At 68.0% G+C, this 24,061-nt stretch carries 19 protein-coding genes and 1 other RNA gene; 15 read left to right on the top strand and 5 right to left on the bottom strand.

Annotated elements, in window-relative coordinates; genetic code table 11:
• Nucleotides 1–10: 10 nt before the first annotated feature.
• The 12 genes from AC5RVZ_RS18705 (at nt 11) to smpB (ending at nt 11,489) form a co-directional block, all read left to right on the top strand.
• On the top strand, nt 11–775 hold the full coding sequence (locus tag AC5RVZ_RS18705) for an ABC transporter ATP-binding protein (RefSeq protein WP_494067560.1): 765 nt from the start codon (nt 11–13) through the stop codon (nt 773–775).
• Nucleotides 772–1,686, top strand: coding sequence for an ABC transporter ATP-binding protein (locus tag AC5RVZ_RS18700; protein ID WP_494067233.1), 915 nt, complete (start codon nt 772–774; stop codon nt 1,684–1,686). The genes AC5RVZ_RS18705 and AC5RVZ_RS18700 overlap by 4 nt, the downstream gene beginning before the upstream one ends.
• Nucleotides 1,683–2,558: a branched-chain amino acid ABC transporter permease gene (locus tag AC5RVZ_RS18695; RefSeq protein WP_494000186.1), complete on the top strand. Its 876-nt coding sequence runs from the start codon at nt 1,683–1,685 to the stop codon at nt 2,556–2,558. The genes AC5RVZ_RS18700 and AC5RVZ_RS18695 overlap by 4 nt, the downstream gene beginning before the upstream one ends.
• Entirely contained in the window at nt 2,555–3,781 is a 1,227-nt protein-coding gene (locus AC5RVZ_RS18690) for a branched-chain amino acid ABC transporter permease (protein WP_494067232.1), read from the top strand. The genes AC5RVZ_RS18695 and AC5RVZ_RS18690 overlap by 4 nt, the downstream gene beginning before the upstream one ends.
• Nucleotides 3,778–5,373 (top strand): class I adenylate-forming enzyme family protein, encoded by a 1,596-nt coding sequence (locus AC5RVZ_RS18685; RefSeq protein WP_494067231.1) that lies wholly within the window; start codon nt 3,778–3,780, stop codon nt 5,371–5,373. Before AC5RVZ_RS18690 ends, AC5RVZ_RS18685 begins: the two co-directional genes overlap by 4 nt.
• Entirely contained in the window at nt 5,370–6,011 is a 642-nt protein-coding gene (locus tag AC5RVZ_RS18680) for a TetR/AcrR family transcriptional regulator (protein ID WP_493979076.1), read from the top strand. Before AC5RVZ_RS18685 ends, AC5RVZ_RS18680 begins: the two co-directional genes overlap by 4 nt.
• Complete coding sequence (locus AC5RVZ_RS18675; protein WP_494067230.1) at nt 6,004–6,756, top strand: 3-hydroxybutyrate dehydrogenase; 753 nt, start codon at nt 6,004–6,006, stop codon at nt 6,754–6,756. The genes AC5RVZ_RS18680 and AC5RVZ_RS18675 overlap by 8 nt, the downstream gene beginning before the upstream one ends.
• Nucleotides 6,753–7,694 carry an alpha/beta hydrolase gene (locus AC5RVZ_RS18670; RefSeq protein ID WP_494067229.1) on the top strand — a complete coding sequence of 314 codons (942 nt, stop codon included), beginning with the start codon at nt 6,753–6,755 and terminating at the stop codon, nt 7,692–7,694. Before AC5RVZ_RS18675 ends, AC5RVZ_RS18670 begins: the two co-directional genes overlap by 4 nt.
• 117 nt (nt 7,695–7,811) lie before the next feature.
• A complete protein-coding gene (gene ftsE / locus AC5RVZ_RS18665; RefSeq protein ID WP_493979073.1) occupies nt 7,812–8,513 on the top strand; it encodes a cell division ATP-binding protein FtsE in 702 nt (233 codons plus the stop codon).
• Nucleotides 8,510–9,424, top strand: coding sequence for a permease-like cell division protein FtsX (ftsX, locus tag AC5RVZ_RS18660; protein ID WP_494022786.1), 915 nt, complete (start codon nt 8,510–8,512; stop codon nt 9,422–9,424). The genes ftsE and ftsX overlap by 4 nt, the downstream gene beginning before the upstream one ends.
• A 43-nt stretch (nt 9,425–9,467) precedes the next feature.
• Nucleotides 9,468–10,904: a peptidoglycan DD-metalloendopeptidase family protein gene (locus AC5RVZ_RS18655; protein ID WP_494067228.1), complete on the top strand. Its 1,437-nt coding sequence runs from the start codon at nt 9,468–9,470 to the stop codon at nt 10,902–10,904.
• A gap of 111 nt (nt 10,905–11,015) precedes the next feature.
• The gene (gene smpB / locus AC5RVZ_RS18650) at nt 11,016–11,489 is read left to right on the top strand and encodes an SsrA-binding protein SmpB (protein ID WP_493979070.1); all 474 of its coding nucleotides are present in this window, start codon (nt 11,016–11,018) and stop codon (nt 11,487–11,489) included.
• Between the two features lie 100 nt (nt 11,490–11,589).
• Here smpB and AC5RVZ_RS18645 read toward each other — a convergent pair whose 3' ends face one another.
• Nucleotides 11,590–12,726 carry a carboxylate-amine ligase gene (locus tag AC5RVZ_RS18645; protein WP_494067227.1) on the bottom strand — a complete coding sequence of 379 codons (1,137 nt, stop codon included), beginning with the start codon at nt 12,724–12,726 and terminating at the stop codon, nt 11,590–11,592.
• A 137-nt stretch (nt 12,727–12,863) separates the two neighbouring features.
• Here AC5RVZ_RS18645 and ssrA point away from each other — a divergent pair.
• Nucleotides 12,864–13,233: a transfer-messenger RNA gene (ssrA, locus tag AC5RVZ_RS18640) on the top strand.
• Nucleotides 13,234–13,413: 180 nt separating this feature from the next.
• Here the strand turns inward: ssrA and AC5RVZ_RS18635 are convergent.
• On the bottom strand, nt 13,414–15,900 hold the full coding sequence (locus tag AC5RVZ_RS18635; protein ID WP_494067226.1) for a S8 family serine peptidase: 2,487 nt from the start codon (nt 15,898–15,900) through the stop codon (nt 13,414–13,416).
• A gap of 453 nt (nt 15,901–16,353) precedes the next feature.
• On the opposite strand from AC5RVZ_RS18635, the gene AC5RVZ_RS18630 reads away from it, so the two are divergent.
• Complete coding sequence (locus AC5RVZ_RS18630; RefSeq protein WP_494067225.1) at nt 16,354–16,875, top strand: hypothetical protein; 522 nt, start codon at nt 16,354–16,356, stop codon at nt 16,873–16,875.
• 153 nt (nt 16,876–17,028) lie between these two features.
• Here AC5RVZ_RS18630 and AC5RVZ_RS18625 read toward each other — a convergent pair whose 3' ends face one another.
• A complete protein-coding gene (locus tag AC5RVZ_RS18625) occupies nt 17,029–17,400 on the bottom strand; it encodes a hypothetical protein (protein WP_494067224.1) in 372 nt (123 codons plus the stop codon).
• 90 nt (nt 17,401–17,490) lie between these two features.
• On the bottom strand, nt 17,491–21,447 hold the full coding sequence (locus tag AC5RVZ_RS18620; RefSeq protein ID WP_494067559.1) for a Pls/PosA family non-ribosomal peptide synthetase: 3,957 nt from the start codon (nt 21,445–21,447) through the stop codon (nt 17,491–17,493).
• A 647-nt stretch (nt 21,448–22,094) separates the two neighbouring features.
• Between AC5RVZ_RS18620 and AC5RVZ_RS18615 the strand changes: the two genes are divergently transcribed.
• On the top strand, nt 22,095–22,853 hold the full coding sequence (locus tag AC5RVZ_RS18615) for an AfsR/SARP family transcriptional regulator (protein WP_494067223.1): 759 nt from the start codon (nt 22,095–22,097) through the stop codon (nt 22,851–22,853).
• Between the two features lie 34 nt (nt 22,854–22,887).
• Here AC5RVZ_RS18615 and AC5RVZ_RS18610 read toward each other — a convergent pair whose 3' ends face one another.
• Nucleotides 22,888–23,988, bottom strand: a complete 1,101-nt coding sequence (locus AC5RVZ_RS18610; protein ID WP_494067222.1) for a carboxylate-amine ligase — start codon at nt 23,986–23,988, stop codon at nt 22,888–22,890.
• Nucleotides 23,989–24,061: the final 73 nt, after the last annotated feature.

The raw sequence follows: 24,061 nt of genomic DNA, 5'->3' as shown, positions 1-24,061 counted from the left end.
AAGTGACATGATGACCTCCCCAGATCAGCCCGCGCTCACGGTGCAGGGCCTCGGCCTGCAGATCGGCGGCGCCCGCATCCTCGAGGATGTCGGATTCTCCGTCGCGACCGGAGAAATGGTCGGCGTGATCGGACCGAACGGTGCCGGTAAGACCACCCTGTTCAACCTCATCTCCGGCGTCCTGAAGCCGACGGTCGGTTCCATCACGCTCGACGGCAAGGACGTCACGTCGGCCTCGATCCACAGCCGCGCCCGCGCCGGCCTGGGCCGGACATTCCAGACCTCCAGCCTGTTCCCGCGGCTCAGCGTGCTGGAAAACGTCCGGCTCGCGGCCCAGGCAGCCCTCGGCGGAAGCGTCACGGTCTTCCGGTTTCCCTCGCGGACGGATTCCGCGACCGCCGCCGCGAAGCAGAACGTGGCCGAGGTCGGGCTGGAGGACAAACTGCACACCGCGGCCGGCGACCTCGCCCACGGCGACAAGCGCAAGGTGGAGATCGCGATGCTCCTGGCCGGCAACCCCTCGGTCATCCTGCTCGACGAACCGATGGCCGGGGTGGCCTCCGGGGACGTGCCGGGGCTGAGCGCGATCATCCGCCGGATGCACCGCGACCGCGGCTGCACCGTGATGATGGTCGAGCACCACATGGACGTGGTCCTCGGGCTGGTCGACCGCGTGGCGGTCATGCACCACGGCAAGCTGCTGGCCATCGACACCCCGGACGCGGTGATGGCCAATCCCACCGTCCAGAGCGCCTACCTGGGAGAACCCGTATGAGCCAGCACCCGGAAAGCCGCGCGGCCGCGCCGCAGGACGCTGCAACACCCGCAGCCACCGCGACGGCCACGGCCACGTCGCCGTCCGCGGCACCGCCGGACCGCCACGCCCGCCCGGTGCTGGAGGTCGCGGGGCTCAGCGCGCACATCGCCGGCCAGCAGGTGGTGGAAAACGTCAGCTTCTCCGTGCCCGCCACCGGCATCACCGCACTGCTGGGCCGCAACGGCGTGGGCAAGACCAGCACCATCAAGGCCATCATCGGCCTGATCTCCCGCAGCGGCAGCGTGACGCTGGACGGCACGCGGATCGACAAGGAAGCGACCTACAAGATCATCCGCCGCGGCGTGGGCTACGTCCCGGAGGACCGCGAGGTCTTCTCCAAGCTGACCGTGGCGGAGAACCTGCGGCTGGCCGAACGCGACGCCTCCCCGCGCCGGCAGCTGGTGGAGGAACTGTTTCCCGACCTGCTCAAGCGCGCCTCGCAGATGGCCGGGACGCTCTCCGGCGGGCAGCAGCAGATGGTCTCGCTGGCGCGCGCGCTGCTGAATGAGAACAAGCTGCTGCTGATCGACGAGCCGACTAAGGGGCTGGCGCCCAAGATCGTGCAGGAAGTCTCCGAGACCCTGGAGCGGGCCGCCGCCACGGTGCCGATCCTGCTGGTGGAGCAGAACCTGCAGGTGGTCCGCCAGCTGGCCGCCGGCGCGGTGGTGCTGTCCGGCGGGCGGGTGGTCCACACCACCGACAGCGCGCTGGATTTCCTGGACAACGAAGACCTGACCCAGCGGCTGCTGGGCGTCCACGCCGAAGGCGGGCACGACGACGAGGCCGCCCCCGCCGGCGCGCACGGCCACGACGAGGCCGCCCCCGCAGCCGCCGAGACCGGCACCGACCCGAACGGGGTGCACAAGTGAGTACCATCGTCCTGCTGACCGTCACCGGCCTGGGCCTGGGCGCGCTCTACTTCCTGGTGGCCTCCGGGCTGAGCCTGATCTACGGGCTGATGGGCGTGCTGAACTTCGCGCACGGCTCCTTCCTGACCCTCGGCGCGTTCGCCGGCTGGGAAGTGGCCCGCCGCGCCGGCGCCGACAACTGGTGGACCTTCCTCGGCTCCCTCCTGGTGGGCGCCGTCGTGGGGGCCCTGTTCGCCGCCTTCACCGAGTTCGTGCTGATCCGCAAGCTGTACGAGCGGCATATCGAACAGGTCCTGGTCACCGTCGGCCTCTCGCTGGCGTCGGTCGCGCTGTTCGACGGGATCTGGGGCACCGACCCGGTCTACATCTCCGGACCCGAATGGTTCAGCCAGACCACCAGAATCCTTGGCGCCGACATTGCGAACGACCGCTTCGTGGCCATCATCGCGGCGGTGTTCGTGCTGCTGGGCCTGGTGTTCTTCCTCAAGCGCACCCGCTACGGCATGATCATCCGCGCCGGCGTGGAAAGCCGCTCGATGGTCACCGCGCTGGGCATCGACGTCCGCAAGGCGTTCACGCTGGTCTTCGCCATCGGCGGCGCCGCGGCCGGCCTGGGCGGGGTGCTGGCCAGCCACTACTTCGGCTACGTCTCGCCGCTGCTGGGCGGATCGCTGCTGATCTTCGCCTTCATCGTCACCGTGATCGGCGGCCTGGGCTCGCTCACCGGCGCGGCCATCGCCTCGGTGGTGGTGGCGCTGCTGCAGCAGTTCGCGAACTTCTACCTCAACGGCACGGGGGACTTCGTCGTCGTCGTGGCCCTGGCCCTTGTCCTGCTCTTCCGGCCCTCCGGCCTGCTCGGGAGGAAATCATGACCACCAGCAAGACCGACCCGCAATCGGACGCGCAGCCGAATCCTGCCGCCGCAACCGCCGGGCACACCGAGGCCCCGGGCACCGGAGACAGGACGCCGCGGCGCGGACGGAAGGGCAGGAACGACGGCGGGGCTGTTGCCGGCGGGGTCCGCGGGCTGCTCAAGTGGGCCGCCGGGGGAGCGGCCGTGGTGCTGCTGGCCCTGCTGCCGCTGCTGAACCTCTCCCTGCCGGGCGTGCTGCCCGGGCCCACCTACACCCCGGGTTCGCTGCAGCTGATCGCCATGTGCATGCTGATGGCCGCCGCGGCGCTCAGCTACCACCTGCTGCTCGGCGTCACGGGCCTGCTGTCCTTCGGCCATGCACTGTACTTCGGCGCCGGGGTGTACGGGCTCGGCGTCATCCTGGACACGTTCGACATCCCGCTGCTGCCGGCCATGGGCCTGACGCTGCTGCTGGTGATCGTGCTGGCCCACGTGGTCGGCGCGGTCGGCCTGCGCGTGACGGGCATCCCGTTCGCCATGGTCACCTTGGCCTTCGCGGAGGCCGGCCACGTGCTGGTGGGCCGCAACCCCGGCCAGGCCACCGGCGGTGAAGAGGGCTTGACCCTGGCCACGGAGAACCTGCCCGAGGCCCTGCTGGGCGTGGCCAACACCCGCAACCTTTACTGGCTGGCGCTGATCGTGCTGCTGGTAGTCTTCGCCGTCGTCAGCTGGGTGCAGTTCAGCCGCGCCGGCCACGTGGCCGCGGCGGTGCGCGAGAACGAGCTGCGCGTGCGGGTGATCGGGCTGCAGCCCTACCTGGTCAAGCTGCTGGTGTTCGTGGTCGGCGGCGTGCTGGCCTCGGCGGTGGGCATGGTCTACCTGCTGCTGCAGTCCGGTGCCGTCCCGCGCAGCCTCTCGGCCGACTTCACCATCACCCTGCTGGTCATGGTGGTGCTCGGCGGCGTGGGCTCGCGCTGGGGAGCGGTCATCGGCGGCGTCTTCTACACGTTGCTGGACCAGCGGCTGACGGCGCTGGCGCAGTCGGAGGCCATCGCCAACCTGCCGGACATCCTGCGGATCCCGCTCTCGGAGCCGCTGTTCATCCTCGGTACACTGTTCATCCTGGTGGTCCTGTTCCTGCCCGGCGGCATCACCGGCGCGGTGCAGCGGGCCACCCTCAGCCGCGGCCAGCGCCGCCAGGCAGCCGCCCGGCAGCGCGACATCCTGGAGAAAGCCGAGTGAACCTGCAGCCCCATCCGCCCGCCGGAGGCCTCCACACCCTCGGCCGCTGGACCGCCGACCGCGCCGTGTCCACCCCCGACCGGGTGGCGATCGACGACCGCGGGGTCAGCCTGCGCTACCGCGACCTCGATGCCCGGGCCGTCGCCCTGGCCGCGGGCCTTCGCGCCGCCGGCTACGGCGTGGGGGACCGGATCGCCACCCTGACCGGCAACTCCGCCGACCACGTGGTGCTGTTCTTCGCCTGCGCCAAGGCCGGCCTCGTGCTGGTCCCGCTGTCCTGGCGGCTGTCTCCCGGGGAGATCGCCGAGCAGCTGCAGCTGGCGGACCCGGCGCTGCTGCTGGTGGAGGATGAATTCGACGCGCTGGCCGCCGCGGCCGCCACGATGCTCCCGCTGCCGCCGCGCACGGCGGCGCTGGGGCCCTCGGGGGTGGAGCGGCACGTGCCCTGCCCCACCCGCCGGCTGGACAGCAGCGCGGGGCCCGTGCGGCGGGACGTGCGCGACGACGATGCCCTTCTGATGATCTTCACCTCCGGGACCGAGGGGCCGAGCAAGGCCGCCATCCTCACCCACGCCAACTGCTTCTGGACCAACCTCTCGCTGTCGCGGACCATGGAACTCTCCAGCTCCGACGTGGTGCTGGCCGCGCTGCCGCAGTTCCACGTGGGCGGCTGGAACATCCAGCCGCTGCTGGGCTGGTGGACCGGCGCCACGGTGGTGCTGGAGCGCACGTTCGACCCGGGCCGGATGCTGCAGCTGATCGCCGAACGCAGGGTCACCACCATGATGGGCGTCCCCACCCAGTACGCCATGCTCGCCGAGCACCCCGGCTTCGCGTCCGCCGACCTGTCCAGCCTGCAGCACGCGATCGTCGGCGGCGCGTCGATGCCCGCGCCGCTGCTGCGGATCTGGCACAAGCGCGGCGTGGCCCTGAGCCAGGGCTACGGCCTTACCGAGGCCTCGCCCAACGTGCTCTGCCTGCCCAACGAAGACGCGGCCTCCATGATCGGCTACGCGGGCAAGCCCTACCCGCACGTCAGCGTGGCTGTGGCGCACCCGGCCACCGGCGAAATTCTGGACGGGGCGGCCACCGGTGAGCTGCTGGTCTCGGGACCGGGCGTGTTCGCCGGCTACTTCCGGAACCCGGATGCCACCGCGGCGGCGCTCGCCGGCGGCTGGCTGCGCACCGGCGACCTGGTGGAACGCACCGCGGACGGCTTCTTCCGGATTGTGGACCGGATCAAGGACCTCTACATCTCCGGCGGCGAGAACGTGGCCCCGGCCCAGGTGGAGCAGGTCCTGCTCTCGCACCCCGCGGTGGCCGAGGCCGCCGTCGTCGGGGTTCCCGACGACCGCTGGGGCGAGACCGGGCTGGCCTACGTGGTGGTCCGGCCGGGCCGGATCACCGACGCCGAGGAACTGGCCGAACACTGCCGGGCGCAGCTGGCCGCCTTCAAGGTCCCCGGCCGCTTCGCCTTCGTGCCGGCGCTGCCGCGCACCGCACTGAACAAGGTGGTCCGGGGGAGGCTGCGGGAGGCCGCCGTCCGCCCCGACCGCCACCCGCTGACCGCAGGATCGGAGCAGGAATCATGAGCGCTGCACCACGCACCGCCCGGGGCACCCGGACGCGGGCCAAGCTGCTGGAGGCGGCCGAAGCGGTGTTTGCGTCGGTGGGCTACCACGAGGCCTCGATCGTCAAGATCACCGAGCAGGCCGACGTCGGACTCGGCACCTTCTACCTCTACTTCGAGGGCAAGCAGGCCGTCTTCGACGAGGTCGTCGAGGACCTCAACCGGCGGGTGCGCCACGCGATGACCGAGGCGGCGAAGTCGGCGGAGAACCGGCTGGAGGCCGAGCGGGCCGGGTTCAAGGCGTTCTTCCGCTTCACCGCCGAACACCCCGCGCTCTACCGGATCATCCGGCAGGCGGAGTTCGTGTCGCCCGGCGCCCTGCGGATGCACTACACGCGCATCGTCAACGGCTACATTGAGGGACTGAAGGCGGCGCAGGCCACCGGCGAGGTCCGCCCGATGGACCCGAACGTCGCGGCGTGGGCGCTGATGGGCATCGGCGAACTGATCGGCATGCGCTGGGTGCTCTGGGAGGACGACGACGGTGCGCAGCCCGTCCCGCGGGAAGTGCCCGACCACGTATTCGAAGAAATGATGCAGTTCATTGAGCGGGCGCTGGCGCCCGGACAGCAGACGACGGAAGGACCCACCCATGGCTGAGAAGACTCTGACGGGCCGCAGCGCCATGGTGACCGGCGGGGCCAGCGGCATCGGCGAAGCCTGCGCGCGGGCCCTGGCCGACCGCGGCGCGAAGGTCACCGTGGCCGACCTGGACGGCGCCGCCGCCGAACGCGTGGCGCAGGAGATCGGCGGGGTCCCGTGGCAGGTGGACCTCAGCGACACCCGGGCGCTGGAAACGGCGGCGGTGGACACCGACATCCTGGTCAACAACGCCGGGATCCAGCGGATCAACCCCATCGAGGAGTTCGACCCGGAGGCCTTCCGGCTGATGCTCCGCTTGATGCTCGAATCCCCGTTCCTGCTGATTCGCGCGGCGCTGCCGGGCATGTACCAGCGCGGTTTCGGCCGGATCATCAACGTCTCCTCGGTGCATGGGCTGCGGGCGTCGGCCTACAAGTCCGCGTACGTCTCCGCCAAGCACGGGCTGGAGGGCCTCTCGAAGGTCACCGCGCTGGAGGGCGGCGCGCACGGGGTGACCAGCAACTGCATCAATCCCGGTTACGTGAAGACGCCGCTGGTCGAGAAGCAGATTGCCGACCAGGCCCGGATGCACCAGCTGCCGACGGAGGAAGTGGTCGCCAAGGTGATGCTCACCGAGAGCGCCGTCAAGCGCCTGGTCGAGCCGCACGAGGTGGCCTCGCTGGTGTGCTGGCTCGCGGGGCCCGACGCCGGCATGGTCACCGGCGCGTCCTACACGATGGACGGCGGATGGTCCAGCCGATGAGCGCCGAACCTGCAGCCCTGCCCTACGCCGCCCTGGACGTGCCGGTTCGCGGCGGCACCCTGCGCACCGGCGTGTGGGGACCCCGGGACGCCGAGGCGCCGGCCATCCTGGCCGTGCACGGCGTGACCGCCTCGCACCGCACGTGGGGCTTGCTGGCGCAGGAGCTCGACGGCGTGCGCGTGATCGCCCCGGATTTGCGCGGCCGCGGGCGCAGCAACGGGCTGCCCGGCCCGTTCGGGATGGCCGCGCATGCCGACGACCTCGCGGAGGTGCTCGCGGCGCACGGCGTCGGCCGGGCCGTCGTCGTCGGCCATTCCATGGGGGCGTTCGCCTCCGTGGTGCTGGCCCGGCGCCACCCGCGCCTGGTGGAGTCCCTGGTGCTCGTCGACGGCGGCCTGCCGCTGCAGGTGCCGGCCGGGCTCAGCGACGAGGAGGTCATCCAGTCGGTGCTGGGCCCGGCGGCCGAACGGCTGGCCGCCACGTTCCCCAGCCGGGAGGCGTATCGGGACTTCTGGCGCGTGCACCCGGCCTTCGCCGAGCATTGGAACGCGCTGGTGGAGGACTACGTGGACTATGACCTCGCCGGCGAGCCGCCGCTGTTGCGGCCGGCGACGAATTACGAGGCGATGGCCCGCGACACCGCCGACCTGAACAGCGGCGCCGTCCTGATGGACGCGCTGGACTCACTCGACGTCCCGGCGGTGCTGCTGCGCGCCCCGCGCGGCCTGCTGAACGAGGAAGCGGGCCTGTACACGCCCGGATACGTGGACGGCTGGGCGCGCCGGCTGCCGGCGCTGCGGGTGCGCGAGGTGGCGGGAACCAACCACTACACCATCGTCATGGACAGCCCGGGCGCGGCGGCGGTGGCCGATGCGGTGCGCGACGCCATGGCCGGCCGGGCGTCGGGACGGGCCGCGGGCAAGGGGCCGGTCCGGTGAAACGACACACCGAACAGGCTGCAGGATAAACTCAAGACTGCGTGCCTATAGTCGAGAGGCTGAGGTTTCTTCCCCCAAGCACAAGCCCTCGTCCTCGGCCTGAGGCACAAAGTAGTCATGATTCGATTCGATAACGTCACGAAGATCTACGACCAGAACTCTCGTCCGGCCTTGGACAAGATCAGTCTGGAGATCGACCGCGGCGACTTCGCGTTCTTGGTCGGCTCGTCCGGGTCCGGGAAATCCACGTTCATCCGCCTGGTCCTGAAAGAAGACCGCGCCACCCGTGGCTCGGTCTACGTCGCCGGCCAGAACGTGGCCAACATTCCCAGCTGGCGCGTGCCCAAACTGCGCCGCGGCATCGGCGTCGTGTTTCAGGATTTCCGGCTGCTGCCCAACAAGACCGTCTTCGCCAACGTGGCGTTCGCCATGCAGGTGATCGGGCGCAGCCGCGCGGTGATCCGCGAGACGGTGCCCGAGGTGCTCAAGACCGTGGGCCTGGAGGGCAAAGACCACCGCATGCCGCACGAGCTTTCCGGCGGCGAGCAGCAGCGGGTCGCCATCGCGCGCGCCGTCGTGAACAAGCCCGGGATCCTGCTGGCCGACGAACCCACCGGCAACCTGGATCCGACCACGTCGCTGGGGATCATGAAGGTGCTGGACCGGATTAACCAGAACGGCACCACCGTGGTGATGGCCACCCACGACAACGTGATCGTGAACGAAATGCGCAAGCGTGTGATCGAGCTGCGCGATGGCGTGCTGGTGCGCGACCAGTCCGAAGGCATCTACCTGGGCGAACCGGAGGAGGCCAAATGAGACTGGCTTTTATCCTCGGTGAAATCGGTTCCGGCCTGCGCCGGAACCTGTCCATGGTGGTCTCCGTGGTGCTGGTGACCTTCATTTCGCTCAGTTTCGTGGGCGCGGCCGGCATGCTGCAGATGCAGATCAACCAGATGAAGGGCTACTGGTACGACAAGGTCCAGGTGGCCATCTTCCTGTGCGTTGACACCTCGACGACGGCCAGCTGCGCGGCCGGCCCCGTGACCGACGAACAGCGTGCGGAAATCGAGTCCACGCTGACCAGTCCGGCCGTGGAACAGTACGTGGACACCTACCTGTACGAGTCGCAGGACGATGCCCTGGGCCACTTCCGCGACCAGTTCGCGAACTCCCCGATCGTGGACTCGGTGACGGCCGACCAGCTGCCGGAGTCCTTCCGCGTCTCGCTGGTGGATCCGCAGAAGTACGAGGTCATCAACGAGATCTTCTCCTCGCTGCCCGGCGTCGAAGTAGTCGTGGACCAGCGCGAGATCCTGGAAAAGGTCTTCAGCGTCATGAACATCGCCTCGCTCGTGGCGGTGGGCATCGCCGTCGTGATGATTGTCTGCGCCATCCTGCTGATCGCCACCACCATCAGGCTTTCCGCCTTCAGCCGGCGCCGGGAAACCGGCATCATGCGCCTGGTCGGTGCCTCCAAGGCCGTGATCCAACTGCCGTTCGTGCTGGAAGGGGTGATCGCCGCCGTGCTCGGGGCGCTGCTGGCCTCGGTCACCCTGTGGGCCGTGGCGCACTTCTTCATCGGCGGCTGGCTGGCCAGCCAATACCCCGACACGGCCTTCATCTCCTCCAGCACCATGCTGGTGATCGGTCCCGCACTGGTGCTGCTGGGCGCCGTCCTGGCCGGAATATCGTCCCTTTTGACCCTGCGCCGCTACCTTAAGGTCTAGACTCATGAAACGTGCACAGAACTTGACATTGGGGAGCCAGGCTGTGAGCCGTACCAAGGCGCGGAAGAAATGTCTTCCGCAAGGGATTTTGAGCGCCGCCATGGCCGCCCTGCTCGCGTTCTCGCTGGGCTCCGCCGGCCCCGCCCAGGCAGACGACCTCGACGACCGCAAGGCCGCCCTCGACCAGGAAATCCAGCAGATCGAATCGTCGCTGGAGTTCCTCAATGCCGACATCGTCGAGGCGGTCAAGGAACTGAAGCAGCACCAGAGCAGGCTCCCTGCGGCCCAGCAGAAGCTCTCCGAGGCCGAGGGCCGGGTGGACGCCGCCACCAACAAGGTGGCCGCACTGGCGCAGCGCGTGGACCTGGCGCTGCAGACCAAGGACAAGATCAACCAGCAACTGGCCAGCGATGCCGAGGAGTTGGAAGAAACCAAGAAGGTCATCGGCCAGATCGCCACCCAGGCCTACAAGCAGGGCGGGGTGCCGTCCAACCTGTCGCTGTTCTTCGGTTCCGACGGCGACGCGAACCTGGCCAGCACCATCGACCTGGCAGACCAGGCGCTGCGCAGCCAAAACGCGGCACTGGACAAGCTGGCCCAGCAGAACGCCACGAACGTGAACTCCCGGGCGCGGCTGGAGGCCGTGGAGGAGGAAATCCGTGACCTGAAGGCGCAGGCCGAGGAGGCACTGGCGGCCGAACAGGTCGCCCGCGACGAGGCGGCCGCCGAAAAACAGAAGGTTGACCAGCTAATCGCCGAGACCTCGGCGCTGTCGGACAGCCTGCAGGCCAAGAAGCCGCAGATCGAGCAGGAGTTGGCCAAGACCGAGCAGGCCCAGAACCAGGTGCTCTCGCAGATCAAGGAGCGGCAGGAACGGCTGCGCCGCGAGGCGGCGGAGAAGGCCCGGCGCGAGGCCGAGGAGCGGCGCAAGGCCCAGGAGGCCTGGGAGCGGGAACAGGCCCGGATCAAGGCGGCACAGCAGGCGGCGCGCAACAGCGGCCAGCCGGTGCCGCAGCTGGTCCCGAGGGTGCCGCCGCCCCCTCCGGCCAGCCAGGCGCCGTCGTCGTTTGGCTTGATCAACCCGGTGAACGGGCCCATCACGTCCGGCTACGGCTGGCGGCCCACTCCGGCGGGCACGATGGACTTCTACGGCACCGGCGGCTACATGCACAGCGGGATCGACTACGGTTCCGCCTGCGGCACGCCGATCTACGCGCCGGCGGCCGGCACCGTGGCGCGCGCCGACAGCACGGTCTGGGGCGGCGGAAACAGCGTGACGATGAGCCACGGCGTGGTCGGCGGCAACGCGCTGGACACCAACTTCTACCACATGACCCGCTACGTGGTGTACGCCGGCCAGAGCGTCGGCCGCGGCCAGCTGATCGGCTACGTGGGCAGCACCGGCAACTCCACCGGCTGCCACCTGCACTTCGAAACCATCGTCAACGGCAGCTTCGTCAATCCGATGAACCTGCTCTAGGTCTCGGCGGCGGCACCCGGCGCGGCGCGGCTTATCCGGCCGTGACGCCGCTGCGGCGCTCCTGCCGTGGCGCGGCTATAATGGAACGTTCCGACGACGAAGGAGTACCCCGTGCCCAGAGAAAGTGGCCGAAAGGTAGTGGCCACCAATCGAAAGGCCCGGCACGACTACCACATCATGGATACCTACGAGGCCGGCCTGGTCTTGATGGGGACCGAGGTGAAGTCTCTGCGCGAGGGCCGCGCTTCGCTGGTGGACGGCTTCGCCATCTTCTACAACGATGAGCTGTACCTGGAATCCGTCTACATCCCGGAGTACCTCAACGGCAGCTGGACCAACCATGCCGCCAGGCGCCGGCGGAAGCTCTTGCTGCACCGGGCCGAGCTGGAGAAGATTTCGCGCCAGACCAGGGAGTCGGGCTACACGATTGTTCCGCTGCAGCTGTACTTCAACGACGGCCTGGCCAAAGTGGAGATCGGCGTGGGCCGCGGCAAAAAGGACTACGACAAGCGCCAGACGCTGCGCGAGAAGCAGGACAACCGCGAGGCCCTGCGCGCCATGCGGGAAAAGAACCGCGGGGCCTGAGGCACTGCTTCGCCGCTGCCGCCCCGCTCGGCGGGCCGGAAATCGTTGCTGCTTCGCGGCTGCCGCCCCGCCGGGCCGCCGACCGAAGCCCTGCGTGGCATCAGCCCGCCGTCAGGGACCGGCGCACCAAATCCAGCCACCCCAGGAGCCCGCCGCCGGCCAGCGCCTTCCGCTGGCGCTGCGCACCGTTGCCCTCCAGCCGCAGCCGGGCCGCCTGCTCACGGACCCAGCCGCCGTCCCCGTGCTGCTCCAGCGCCTCATCGATATGGCGCAGCAACAGCTCGAGGACATCGTGTGCCGGCCAGAGGGTGGCAGAATCCAGATGCACCAGTTTCTCCGACAACCCGAAGCGGGCCGCCTGCCAGAGCGCAACGTCCAGATGTTCCGGATGGAAGTTGGTGACCGGGCGACCCGAGAGGACGGCGTCCTGCTCGGTGGCGACCAGCGCCCGGACCAGCCCGGCCAGGAGCACGCTGTCGGCCGCCGTGAGCTGGCTGTCGGCGGCCCGGACCTCGATGGTGGGGTAGTGGTCGGCCAGCCTGGCCAGCCAGGAGAGGTGCCCGGGATCCGGTACCACCCCGGAGGCGTACAACTGCCGCACGCGGACGCCGTAGTCGTGCAGGTCGGCAAAGAACGGCGGGCAGCCCTGGACCTGCCAGCGGCGGTACAGGATGGTGCGCCAACTGGCGAAGCCGCTGTCAGCGTGCCGCCAATACGGTGAGTTGGCGGCCACCGCCGTGAGCAGCGGGAGCCAGGGGCGGAGCCGGTTAAGGACCTGCAGCCGCACCTCCGGATCCGCCACTTCCACGTGGATGTGCATGCCCGTCACGTACTGGTCGGCGATCAGCGCCGGCGCACGCTCGGCGATGCTGCGGTACCTGGGGTTGTCGGTCACGGATGCGGGGCGCAGGTCGGCGTCGAAAATCACGCCGATGCCGGCCGCGGCCGCGCCCGTTGCCGCGGCGCTGCGGGCCAGCTCGTGGCGGAAGTCCAGCAGGGCATCCGCGGCCTCGGACAATTGGCGGCACACCGGGGTCGAGGTCTCCACCTGGCAGTCGAGCAACTCGTAGCTCACCCATTCCGGGGTGGTTTCCAGGCGCAGGGCGGCCCGCACCGCCGGACCGGTCGTCACCGGCAAGCCAGTACGCGGGTCCATCAACAGGAATTCTTCTTCGATGCCGAACGTTGCCGGGGTGGACACCGGCGGCGGCGTGCCTGGGGGTCGGCCCACAACCATGGTTTGAGCGTAAGTCCCGCGACCGCACGCTGGCTATGCCGGGGCGGCGGGAATAGACCGGCGCAAACATGGGTTACACTGGATGGTCCGGGACAGGTAACTGCCCGGCAGCAATGGTTATTTTGATAACTACATACGGGGATGACAGGTTTCGACGATGTTAGTCGCGCCAGGGGAAGCGGGCCGAGGATGCAGAGTTATCTCGGAAACGCTCTCTGCAAACCAATAAGTGCCGAATCTAAGCGCACTGACTTCGCACTCGCTGCCTAAGTAGCGGTGCAAGTCCGTCAGCCCGGGGATGCTCTCGCCCCGGATGCTGGCGTCATTAAGAGAGCCACTGCTGAATACCTTCGCCGTTGGGGTATTCGGGACATTTAGACGGCTGGGCCCGGGTCAACCACCTGTTTGCGGGATGGTTGGGGCCAAGAAAACCCGAAGCAAACTGCGCCCGGAGAAGTCCTGGCAACACAACATCGGACGGGGGTTCAATTCCCCCCATCTCCACTGATTTAGCCCCGGTTTTCCGGGGCTTTTTCTTTGCCCTCGTGGGCGGCACCTGGACGACGACGGCGAACCTCGCCTGGGTAAGGTAAGCACGGCATGGGAACGGTCCGGCCCGGGGGATCTCCCCGGGCCGGACCGTTCCGCCGTGGCTTTGACAGGCTCTCCGGGCCAGGCTGGCTCGCGCTATCTAAGGCGTGCGGTGGAGAGCGAGTACCTGTTGGCCGTGTTGTACCCGGTCTTGGATCCGGTAACCCGCACCTTGATCGTGTCGTACCGGTCCGTGGCGGTGAGCCGGTAGGTCTTGCCGGTGGCGCCGCGGATGGCCGTGCCGGAGCGGAACCACCGGTACTTCAGCGTGGTTCCCGCCGTCCAGGTGCCGGGATACGCGGTCAGCGTGTAGCCGGGCCGCAGCGTGCCCTTGATGACCGGCGCGGACGTGCGCAGGGTGCCCTTGGCAATCACGGACGTCTTGGCCGAGGAACGTTTCAGGCTGGTGTAACCGCTCTTGGATCCGGTCACCCGGACGGAGATCTGTTTGCCCGCGTCGGAGCCGGTGAGCACATAGGTGCGGCCAGTCGCCCGCGAGATAGCCGTCGTGCCGCGGTACCACTGGTACTTCAGCGTGGTGCCCGAGGTCCATGTCCCGGCACCGGCGGTCAGCCTGTGGCCGACCTTCTTCGTGCCGGTGACCGTGGGAACCGCCCCAGTGAGGGTGCCGTAGGCGATGGGCCCACTGGAAGCGGAGGTCATCTCCTTGGCGGCATAGCCCGGGGCTGTGCCGGTGACGCGGACGGTCAGGTGTTTCCCGGCGTCGGCAGCGGTGAGGACGTACCGGCTGGCGGTGGCCCCGCTGATTTCCGTCCCGGACCGGTACCACTGGTAGGCAAAGGTTGTGCCGGCAGTCCAGTTGCCCGGGGCCGCGGTCAATGCGTAGCCGACCTTGCGGGTTCCGCTGATCGTCGGTGCGGATCCGGCCAAGACGCCTTCGGCGATACGGGGCGTCGTGGCGGAGGTATTGCTGGCAGCGTAGTCGTCCTTGGTCGCGTGGACCTTCAGGGTAAAAGTGTGTCCGGCGTCGGCGCCGGTCAGGGTGTAGGTGCGGTCTGTGCCTCCGGGGACAGGGTTTCCGCTGCGGTACCACTGGTAGGCGACGCTGACCGGTTCCGGCCCCCAGTCGCCCTGGGTGCCGTACAGGACGCTGCCGACGCGCATGACTCCTGAGATTTTCGGGGGACCGTAGGGGGCGGGGCGGAAGTCGAGGGACGCTGCGGCGTCGACCAGCCCGGCTCCGCATCCTTCGGCACAGGTACCGGGAAGTGGGCGGGACTTTCTTTTGAGCTGGTCTTCGATCTGCGCCGGCGTCCAATTCGGACGTACGGCAAGGATGAGGGCGGCCAAGCCGGCGACGTGCGGTGCGGCCATCGACGTGCCCTGGAGGTAGGAGTATCCCTCGGCGCCCGGGCTGGTCGTGCCTTGGTTGTGCGTGGAATAGATGAGGTTGCCCGCTCCGGTGCTCCTGTCGCCGCCGGGGGCGGTCACATCGACCGTGGTCCCGAAGTTCGAATAAGGGGCGCGGTTGCCTTCGCGCCCGCTCGCGGTCACGGTGATGACGTTCCTGCAGTTCGCCGGAGCGGACAGGGATGCATCCTTGTTTTCGTTGCCGGCCGCCACCACGACGGCGGAGCCGGCGTTCACGGCATCGTTCACCGCGGACTGGAAGGTGGCGGAGCAGAGTCCGGAGCCGCCGAGCGAGAGGTTGATGACTCGGGCTGGGTTGGCGTTCGCCGGGATGTTCGGGACTTTGCCTCCTGCCGACCAGATCACGGCGTCGGCGATATCTGACACGTAACCGCCGCATGCCCCAAGGGCGCGGACGGGCAGGATATTCGCGCCGGGGGCGACGCCGGCGACTCCCTGTCCGTTGCCGGTGACGGCGGCGATGGTCCCGGCAACGTGGGTCCCGTGCCAGGAGGAGTCGGAGGACCAGTTGTTGGTGCCGCACTCTTTTGCGCCGTACCAGTCGCCTTCATCCCGGGGGTCCGCATCCCGGCCGTCGCCATCGCGGGCAGAGACCGGGTCGGAAATCATGTCGTAGCCGGGCACCACGTTCGCGTTGAGGTCGCTGTGATTGGTGATGCCAGTATCGACGACGGCGACGGTAACGCCATCGCCGCGGCTGACATCCCAGGCGCCCGGCACGCGCATCCCGGCCTTGTCCTCGAAAAGGTCCCACTGCAGACCGTAGTGCTCGTCGTTCGTCGCCGCCGGTTGCATACGCTGATCCGGTTCTGCGAATTCGACGGCCGGGTCCGCCTCGAGCAGGACCACCAGGTCCTCGGCCTCGGAGTCGGTGAGCGCCTTGCCGGTGGTGATCACCCGGGCCCCGGTGGCCATGGCGCGCAGTTCCTTCACACTGACGCCCAGCTCCTTGGCCGTACGCCCGTAGGCTTTCCCCCTACCGGTGGAGCTGTTCCCTTGCTTGTCCTTGAACTTCACGATAAATCGGTCGGTCGGCACGTCCCGGGGGCTGAGGTACTTGGACGGGGCGTGAGGTAGGTCGGACTCATCAGCGGCCGAAGCCGGAAGGGCGGCGAGTGTTCCGCCGAGGACAGCGGCGGCCGTGAATGAGGCCAGTCCGGCGAGGAGGCGGCGGGGCAGGGGCGAAGGCATGGGTGTCATCCTTACGGGCGGGGTCCCGGGGAGTTGGTGCAGGACGGACGGAATGCGACGTTGCGCCCACGCGACCCAGTGTAACGATTATCCTCCGGTGTTACAGCACCTTTTTCCGGCGCCTGAATCGTCTCTCGCCCGCCTGGATCGTCTCTCGCCCGGTCGCCGATAGTCCCTCGCCCGGCCGAGCGTAGTCTGACGGGCGCCCCACAACCTTGTAAAGACCCGAGTCCGGTTTGGGGGCCATTCGGTGACTTTTCGCCCCTTCCGCTTGCAAGCCCGCCGGCTCCGGATGTAACGATTAAGTTGCAACATTCCCAACGATTGGAGCAACACATGTCATCGTTTGCTAAAACCAAGGCACGGCAGCTGGCTGCTGGAGTCTTCGTCGCAGGCGTGGTGACTGCCGGAGGCGCAGGAGCCGCTTCTGCTCACGAAACACAGGATTCGCTCGTGGCCATCACGGCCGAGGACGTAACCATCGTGCCGGCCCCGGTCGAGGAAGCTGAACCGGTCGTCGAGGACGTTCCCGCCGAGGAAACCCCGGCTGAGGAGCCGGCTGCCCCGGCACCGGTCGAGGACGAAGCCCCGGTCGGGGACGAGGGTGAAGAGCCCGTCGAGCCTGTCCCCGGGGAGGAGCCGGTAGAGGAGGTTCCGGTCGAGGAACCGGCTCCGGTGGAGGAGGAGCCTGCACCGGCCCCCATTGAGGAGCCTGTCGTGGAAGAGCCGGCCCCGGCCCCGGTTGAGGAGCCGACCCACGCGTGGAAGGCCGTTAAGGCCGAAACCGACGCCGCGTGGAAGTCGGCGAAGGCCGAGGCTGATGCCGCGTGGAAGTCCGCCAAGGCGGAGGGAAGCGCGGACTGGAAGGCCGTTAAGGCTGAAGGAAAGGCAGACTGGAAGACAGCCAAGGCCGAAGGAAAGTCCGTGTGGAAGGCGGCAAAGGCCGCTGAGAAGGGCGTCGGCGAGGACGAATAATCCCGTCGGCTCCGCCATCGGGGGGGGCCTCCGGGGGGGGAGGCCGCCCCTCTGCGTGCGGGCAGGAGGGCAAGGCCGGGTCCGGCGCCGGAACCGGTGGCGAATCGGCTTTCTTCTTAACCTCTCGCCCAGCCGGTCGCCCGCCCCCAGGGGTCAGTCGCCGGGAAGCGCCACGTCGACGATTCCGGTGAACCTGGTGCCGATGCCGTCATACTCGCTGCGGACCCATCCCGCGGGCGGCGCGGGCAGCTCCCCGGGATCATGGTGCCGGCAGTAGACATAGGTGAATTCGGGCCACCATTTCTTCGGCCGGGCAGACTCGGTAGAGCCGCAAATGCTGCACTGCAGCGCTGTCCAGACAGGCCGCTTGCCCGTGCGGTTGGCGCGCGACTGGGCCAGCCATGCCGGTGGGTTAGCGTCCATCGCGGCGAGTTCCTCCTCGGATATGCGGGAGGGGATCCCGTGGCGTTTCGCCATCTCCGGGGGAATATCGAGGAACTGGGCTGCTTCGCGTCTGGTAATCATCACCTACCACCATGGACCGTGAGTCCGGCTGCAGCAACTTCGTGCCGTGCGCCCGCGCCGGGGCGCACTGGTCCGCGCCCGTTTACTTCATCAACCCTGCGCCGCGCCGGTCAACCGCCTGGGTCTGGCGGTGTCCGTCGTGTCACGGGCCGGGTTGCCGGCATAGATGGCGTTTTCCGGCACGTCTTCTCCCTTCATGAGCAACGAGTCGGCCTCGAGTGAGACGCCGTCGCCTACCCTTGCGCCGTAATTGACGAAGGACTCGACGCCGAAGGAACACCGGTTTCCCACCGCGATGTAGTCCGACTTGAATGTACCGTCTTCCATCGAGTGGCCTTGAAGGGCTGTGCCTTCGTTCAAGGCGCAGTCGTCGCCGATTGAGACAAGTGTTTTCTCGGGGATGTTGCAGCCGGCGTCGTAGAGACGCTTGCCCACCTTGACGCCGAGCATCCTCCAGACGATTGATTTGAAGGGCGTGCCGTTAAAGGGTGGGGTTGCGAGCATCTTCCACAGACGTTCGTGGTGCCAGAAGTACGGGTCGTAGATCGAGCAGTACTGCGGCTTCAGCCTGCGGAAGCCCATCACCAGGCGCTCGACGAGGACAGTCAGCAGGACGAGGTATATAACGAAGCCCAACGTTCCAAGGGCTACCGCCAACGCGCCGAATTCATCGTAGATTGTTGCGGAGGCTGCGGCGATGAGTGTTCCGGAGAAGAACAGGAACCAGCGCACACCGAGGAAGATTCCCATGGACCCGATATTGTGGCGGTTCTTGGCCGGCAGGCGCCGGTTCTTCGCCTCTTCGATCTTGAGTTCATCGAACCGGCCGTCCCGCTGAACGGAGCGCGGAATCTCGAACGGCGGGGATCCCAGCAAGCCGGTATTCTCCCGGACCGGGCCGTCGATCGGGATCATGACCTTGGTTGCCAACAAAACGTTCTCGCCAACCCGGGCCTCGAGGGGGAAGGTGAGGTCGTTTCCCAGGAAGTTGCGGCCCGCGATCCTGACACGGGACAGCCGGAACGAGGTGCTCGAGTAATCGGCATTCATCATGTTCAGGCCGTCGGAGACCATGGTCCCGTATCCGATGGTATTCAGGTAGGGCGAATCGTGAGACACCTCGGGGCCGAAGTTCGACCCTGTCTGCTCCACCTTCTTGCCGAGGTCGTAGCCCAGTGCCTTCAGGTAGTGCACGATGTACGAGCTGTCGCCGAAAACATCCTTGTACAGCTTGACGTTCGTCATCCCGGCAACCATCCGCTGGAGCGTGAAATGCACGCCGTACAGCGGGTAGACCTTGTCCGGCTTGAGGGCGAGGTTCAGGAGCCGGGGGATGGCCAGGACCGCGATGAGGCCGCCGAAGAAGGAGGCAAGGAACAAAGTCAGGGTGATGAGCAGGGTGTCGAGGTAGAAGAACGGATTGTCCATTTTCAGGTGTTCGCTGTCCAGGTAGGGCGGCAGCAGTGCTGACAGGCCGATGAGCCCGACCGGCGCGACCAGGACCAGCCGGTTGAATAGCTGCAACAGCGTGAAAACGACCCTGCGGCGGGTGCTGCAGCGTACCGGCGGAACCCTGAGGTAGTTCGTTTCCGTTGGGACCGCGGGGGAGCCGTGCCAGTGCTGACCGTCCGGTATCGCCTGGCCCGTCTGCAGCGAGGACGCATGGCCCAGCTGAGCGCCGTCGCCCATGGCCGTGTCGATGTCCAGCGTCGTCTTTTGCGACACCAGGACATCGCGGCCCAGCGTTACCGTGCCCGTTTCGATGACGCCGCTGCGGGCGCGATAGGCGAGGAAGAATGAATTCTTGTGGATGACCGTGCCGTCGCCGATGCTGACCAGATCGGTGCACACGGGCACCATGCGGGAGAAAATGGCGACGCCCTTGCCGATCTTTGCCCCGAGCGCCCGGAGGTAGAGAACGTAAAGGGGCGAGCCGACGAACAAGACGAGGGGGTTGCTCCGGTTGAGCGTTTTGACGACCCAGAACCGGATGTAGGCCCAGCTCCACAGGGGGATGTCCTGACGCTTCCAGCGGCCTACCATGATCCATTTCAGGACAATCGGAGTGATGGACAGTAGCAGGAACATGGCGGCGCCGAGTCCGACTGATCGCAGCCACATGTCGATCAGGCTGGTTCCTTCGGAAACCCAAACGAACGACATGACGAGCAAAGAGGCAGCGTAGGTCGTGTAGCCCAGGAAGAACATCAGCTGCGCCACGCCGCACAAGATGTGCCGGAGCGCGCTGGGCGACGGCCGCAGGGCCGGCTCCGTCTCGTCCGTCCCGGGTCCTGACAGCTCGGCCGCGGCCTGCGCAGCCGAGAGGACGACGGCGAGCCTGCGGACGGTCGGATGCTGGTAGATGTCCTGCATGGCCACCGGCGGCAGCGCGGCCCGGCGCCGGACGGCGGCCGAAAAACCGGCCATGAGCAGCGAATTGGCGCCGAGATCGTTGAAAAAGTGTGCCGTGGCGGAGACTTTCTCCACCCCCAGAACCCCCGCGAGGCAACCGGCCAGTATTTCCTCTGCCTCCGTTACCGGTGCGCTGTACTCGTGAGTGCCGCCGGTGAGCCGGGGTTTGCTGGGCTGCGGCAGCTTCTTCCGGTCGGCCTTGCCGCTGGGCATGACGGGGATTTCGGTGCAGCGTTCGAGGTAGGCCGGGACCATGTAGCCGGGCAGGGTCTCGCTCAGTTTTTCGGCGATGCTTGCCTCGTCGACCGCCGCGGTGTCCTGGCGCAGCGTGTAGTAGGCAACCAGCTCGACGAGTCCGGGGGCTGGCTCGTAGGTGCTCACTACCGCCTGGGCGATGCCGGGCACCTGCAGCAGGACGGACTCGATTTCGGTAAGTTCGATGCGGTAACCGCGGACTTTGACCTGCGTATCGATCCGGCCGTGGTACTCGATGGTTCCACTCTCGGTGAACCGCCCCAGGTCGCCCGAGCGGTAGATCCGGCCCGAGGGATTGTTATCGATGCCAAGGAAGTCATGCATGAAGGCCCGCTCGGTCAGGTCGTCGCGGTTGATGTATCCGCGGGCCAGCCCGATCCCGGCGATCCCGATTTCGCCCAGTTCTCCCGGCGGCAGCGCTCGCGGTTCATCCGGATCAAGGATCACCACCGAGTACGTTGGCAGGGGAGTGCCCAGAGTCACCGGTTTGTCCGGATGGACCGCGTCCCAGGTCGCAGTGACGGTTGCCTCCGTTGGACCGTAGACATTCAGGAATCTACGGCCGGGACGGTGCCATCGGGTGATGAGGTCACGCGGACAGGCCTCGCCGGAGACCAATAGGAACCGCAGGTCGGGCAGGTCCTCGTCGAGGGTGGCCAGCAGCGTTGGAACGCAGCACATGGCGCTCACCCGCTGGTCCCGCAGGAACTGGCCCAGTTCCATGCCAAGCAGGCTGACGCCGCCGGGCTTGGGCACCAGGGTTGCACCCACCATCCACGGGACCCAGATCTCCTCCACCGAAAAGTCGAAGGCGATCGTCATCCCTTGGTAGACGCGGTCCGTCGGCTGATAGCCGTAGGCTTCGGCTGCCACGAGCACGAAGTTGCAGATGCTGGGATGGTCGATGGCCACACCCTTGGGGCGGCCTGTCGAGCCGGAGGTGTAGATGATGTAGGCCAGATCGCCCGGGGGCCCCGCCTGTTCTCCCCGGGGCAGGCGCGAGGAATCCTGCACGGCCACCAGCGGGTCCTCCTCGTCGAGGCAGAGGATGGTCGCACCCGTTGGGGGCATCCGGTCACGAAGGTGGGACAGCGACAGGACAAGCCTCACGCCGGCATCCTCGACAATGTAGGCGAGACGGTCGGAGGGGTAGCCGGCGTCGAGCGGGACATAGGCGGCACCGGCCTTCAATACCGCCAGGATGGCCGTGTAGGACCGGGTTGGCTGGTCAAAGAGCAGCGCGATCCGGTCGCCCGCCCGCGTGCCGCGCGAGATCAGGTACCGCGCAAGCTGGTTCGCCCGGGCGTCGAGTTGATCGTAGGTCAGCGACGACCCGACGCCGTCGACGGCGAGCCGTCCCCCCTCGCCGTCGCGCCGCAGTTCGTCGCAGCGGTCCTCGAAGAGCCGTTCCAGCCTGTCCCCGTCGTGCCAACGTACCCTTCCATTGCCGGGGGCGCCGGTGAGGATGGTGCTGGCGGCCCCGGTGGGGCCGGAGGATTTCGGCCGGTGGCCTGTCTCGGTCAGGCGCCGCCGGGCCCTGCGCCCTGCCGGAGCGCTCATGCCGCTTCCCGCTGTCCTGGTGACCGGACAACCTGTACCAGGAAGCCGCAGGCGGCGTGCGTCTCCCGGGCGGACGCGGGGAAGTGCGCATGTGCCATGGCAGTCCTCCTCGCCTCGGGAGCCGACAATGGGGTTGGGCAGTAGTGTCGATTAAGGTGCCGACGACGGGCCCTTAACAAATTGGACGACGTCCGGTGTTACGCGCGCGTTACCGGGCGGACTGCCACCGACGAGAGGCCACGGCATCGGCCGCAACGGGTCTGAGGGATCGGTTCCCATCCGCGGCCGAAGCCCGCCGGCGCCCGGTCCGCCGTCACCGCGGCGTCATCGCGTGACGGCCGTCAGATCCGTTTCCGGATGCATGCTTTCTCCGCGTTGACAACGTTGCACACGGTGGGAAGCTGGAATCGGGGAGAAGCGGGGCAGTGGCTCGGTGGCCATTTATGCCCTTGGGGGAGGGCACGGAAATGAAGGCGACAGAACGCCTGTGGGAGGTCCAACTCTTGGGCGGATGGCAGATCCGCCAGGGAAAAGTTCCCGTCAGGGTCACCATCCGGCAGCAGCGCCTGATTGCCGCCCTGGCCCTTCATGGCAGCGAGCCACGCGCGTTTCTGGCCGGCCTGCTGTGGCCGGACAGTTCGGAGAGGCAGGCGGCGGGCAGCCTGCGGGAGGCGATCTGGATGATTTCCCACCAGCTGCCTGGACTGCTGGAAGAGAGCAGGGATCCGCTGGCACTCGCGCCGGACGTCAGCGTGGACGTCCACGAAGTCCGCCGGCGACTGGCCGCCCTCGACGGGGGCCGCGGGGTCCGCCAGCGGCCGGCCATGCTCGACCTGCTGCGCACGGCCGAACTGCTGCCCGGATGGTATGAGGATTGGGTCATGGCCGAGCAGGAACGGTGGAGGCAGCTGAGGCTGAAGGCCCTGGAACGCCTCGCCGGCCAGTACCTGGAGCGCGGCGAGATCGACCGGGCTACGGACGCAGCGGGAATCGCCATCGCCCTTGAGCCGCTGCGCGAAAGCGCGCAGCGGCTGTTGCTTCAGGCCCAGATCGCCGAGGGCAACCATGCCCAGGCGCTGCGGGCGTTCGAGGCCTTCAGGTCCCGGCTCCGCAAGGAATATGGGGTGGAGCCTTCGGCCAGGATCATGAACCTCATGGCACCTCTGCTCGCGCCGCCGGCTGCGGCGGGCGGCAGGTCGGGGCCGGAAAGCCCGCCGCCCGTCTGAGGACCAGTGCGCCGGAGGACCAGTGCGCCCCGGGCTACGGCTCCGCGGTCAGGGACGAGGCATACAGGTCCATCAGCGCCGGCAGCCCGCCGGATTCCATGGCCCTGCGCTGCCGGTCGGCGCCGGTGCCCGTGGCGAAAAGCCGTTCGATGCTGGCATCCACCCACGCCGAGTCGCCCTCTTCCTCGAGGGCGGGCCGAATGTAGCGCAGCAGCATGCCCACCACATCCCGCGCCGGCAGCAGCACGCCGGACTCTGGATCCACCAACCGGTCGGACAGGCCCTGCCGTCCGGCCTGCCAGACGGCGGCGTCCAGAAGCTCCGGCTCGGGCTGCAGGAAGGACCGGGAGGAAGCCTCATCGGTCAGCACCGTGGAGATCAGTCCGCGAACAACCGCCGCGATCAGCACGGAGTCCTGGGCCTCGAGCTGCACGTCGGCGGCACGGACTTCCAGCGTGGGGTAGCGGTCGGACAGCCGTGCCAGCCACGTGATGACGCCGCGGTCGATGACCACGCCGGAGTCGACGAGGCGCTGGATCCGGCGCTCGTAGTCCGCCGCGTCGCGGAACACCGGCGCGCAGCCCTGGATGGGCCAGCGGCGGTAGTGGACGATCCGCCAGCTGCCGAACCCGCTGTCCCGGTCCAGCCAGTAAGGTGAGTTGGCGCCCAGCGCCACCACCGCCGGCAGCCACGGCCTGATCCGGTTCAAGGCCTGCACTCCGGCCTCCTTGTCGGGGACGGACACATGCACGTGCTGGCCGTTGACGAACTGGTCGGCCACGATGCCCTTCGCGCTGGCCTTGAGCTGGTGGTAGCGCTCCTTGTCCGTGACCTCGGGGTAGTCGTCCTGGATCCGCGGGGCCGTGCCGGTGGCCGCTGCGCGCACGCCGGTCTTCCGGGCGGCGGCATCGAGCTCGCGGCGGAAGTTGAGCAGTGACTCCTCGGCCTCGGTGAGCGTGGAGCAGACCGCGGTGGCAGTTTCAATCTGGCAAGTGAGCAACTCGCGCTGGATCTCATCCCTGGCTACTTGCACCGAGCCTTCCAGGTTTTCGGCGACCGTGTCCGCCACCGGGGCGGGTAAGCCGGTGGCCGGATCCAGCAGCAGGTATTCTTCCTCAATTCCCAGAGTTGCCATGGGGCACCTTTCTTCTGCCGACGCTCGGACAAGCCGAGCCTAACCGATCGGCAGGCGGTTATGCTCGCGGCCG

The organism is Arthrobacter sp. Cza30, assembly GCF_059090765.1.
The sequence above is the reverse complement of the archived record's forward strand: the minus strand, read 5'-3'. Positions and strand labels throughout refer to the sequence as shown.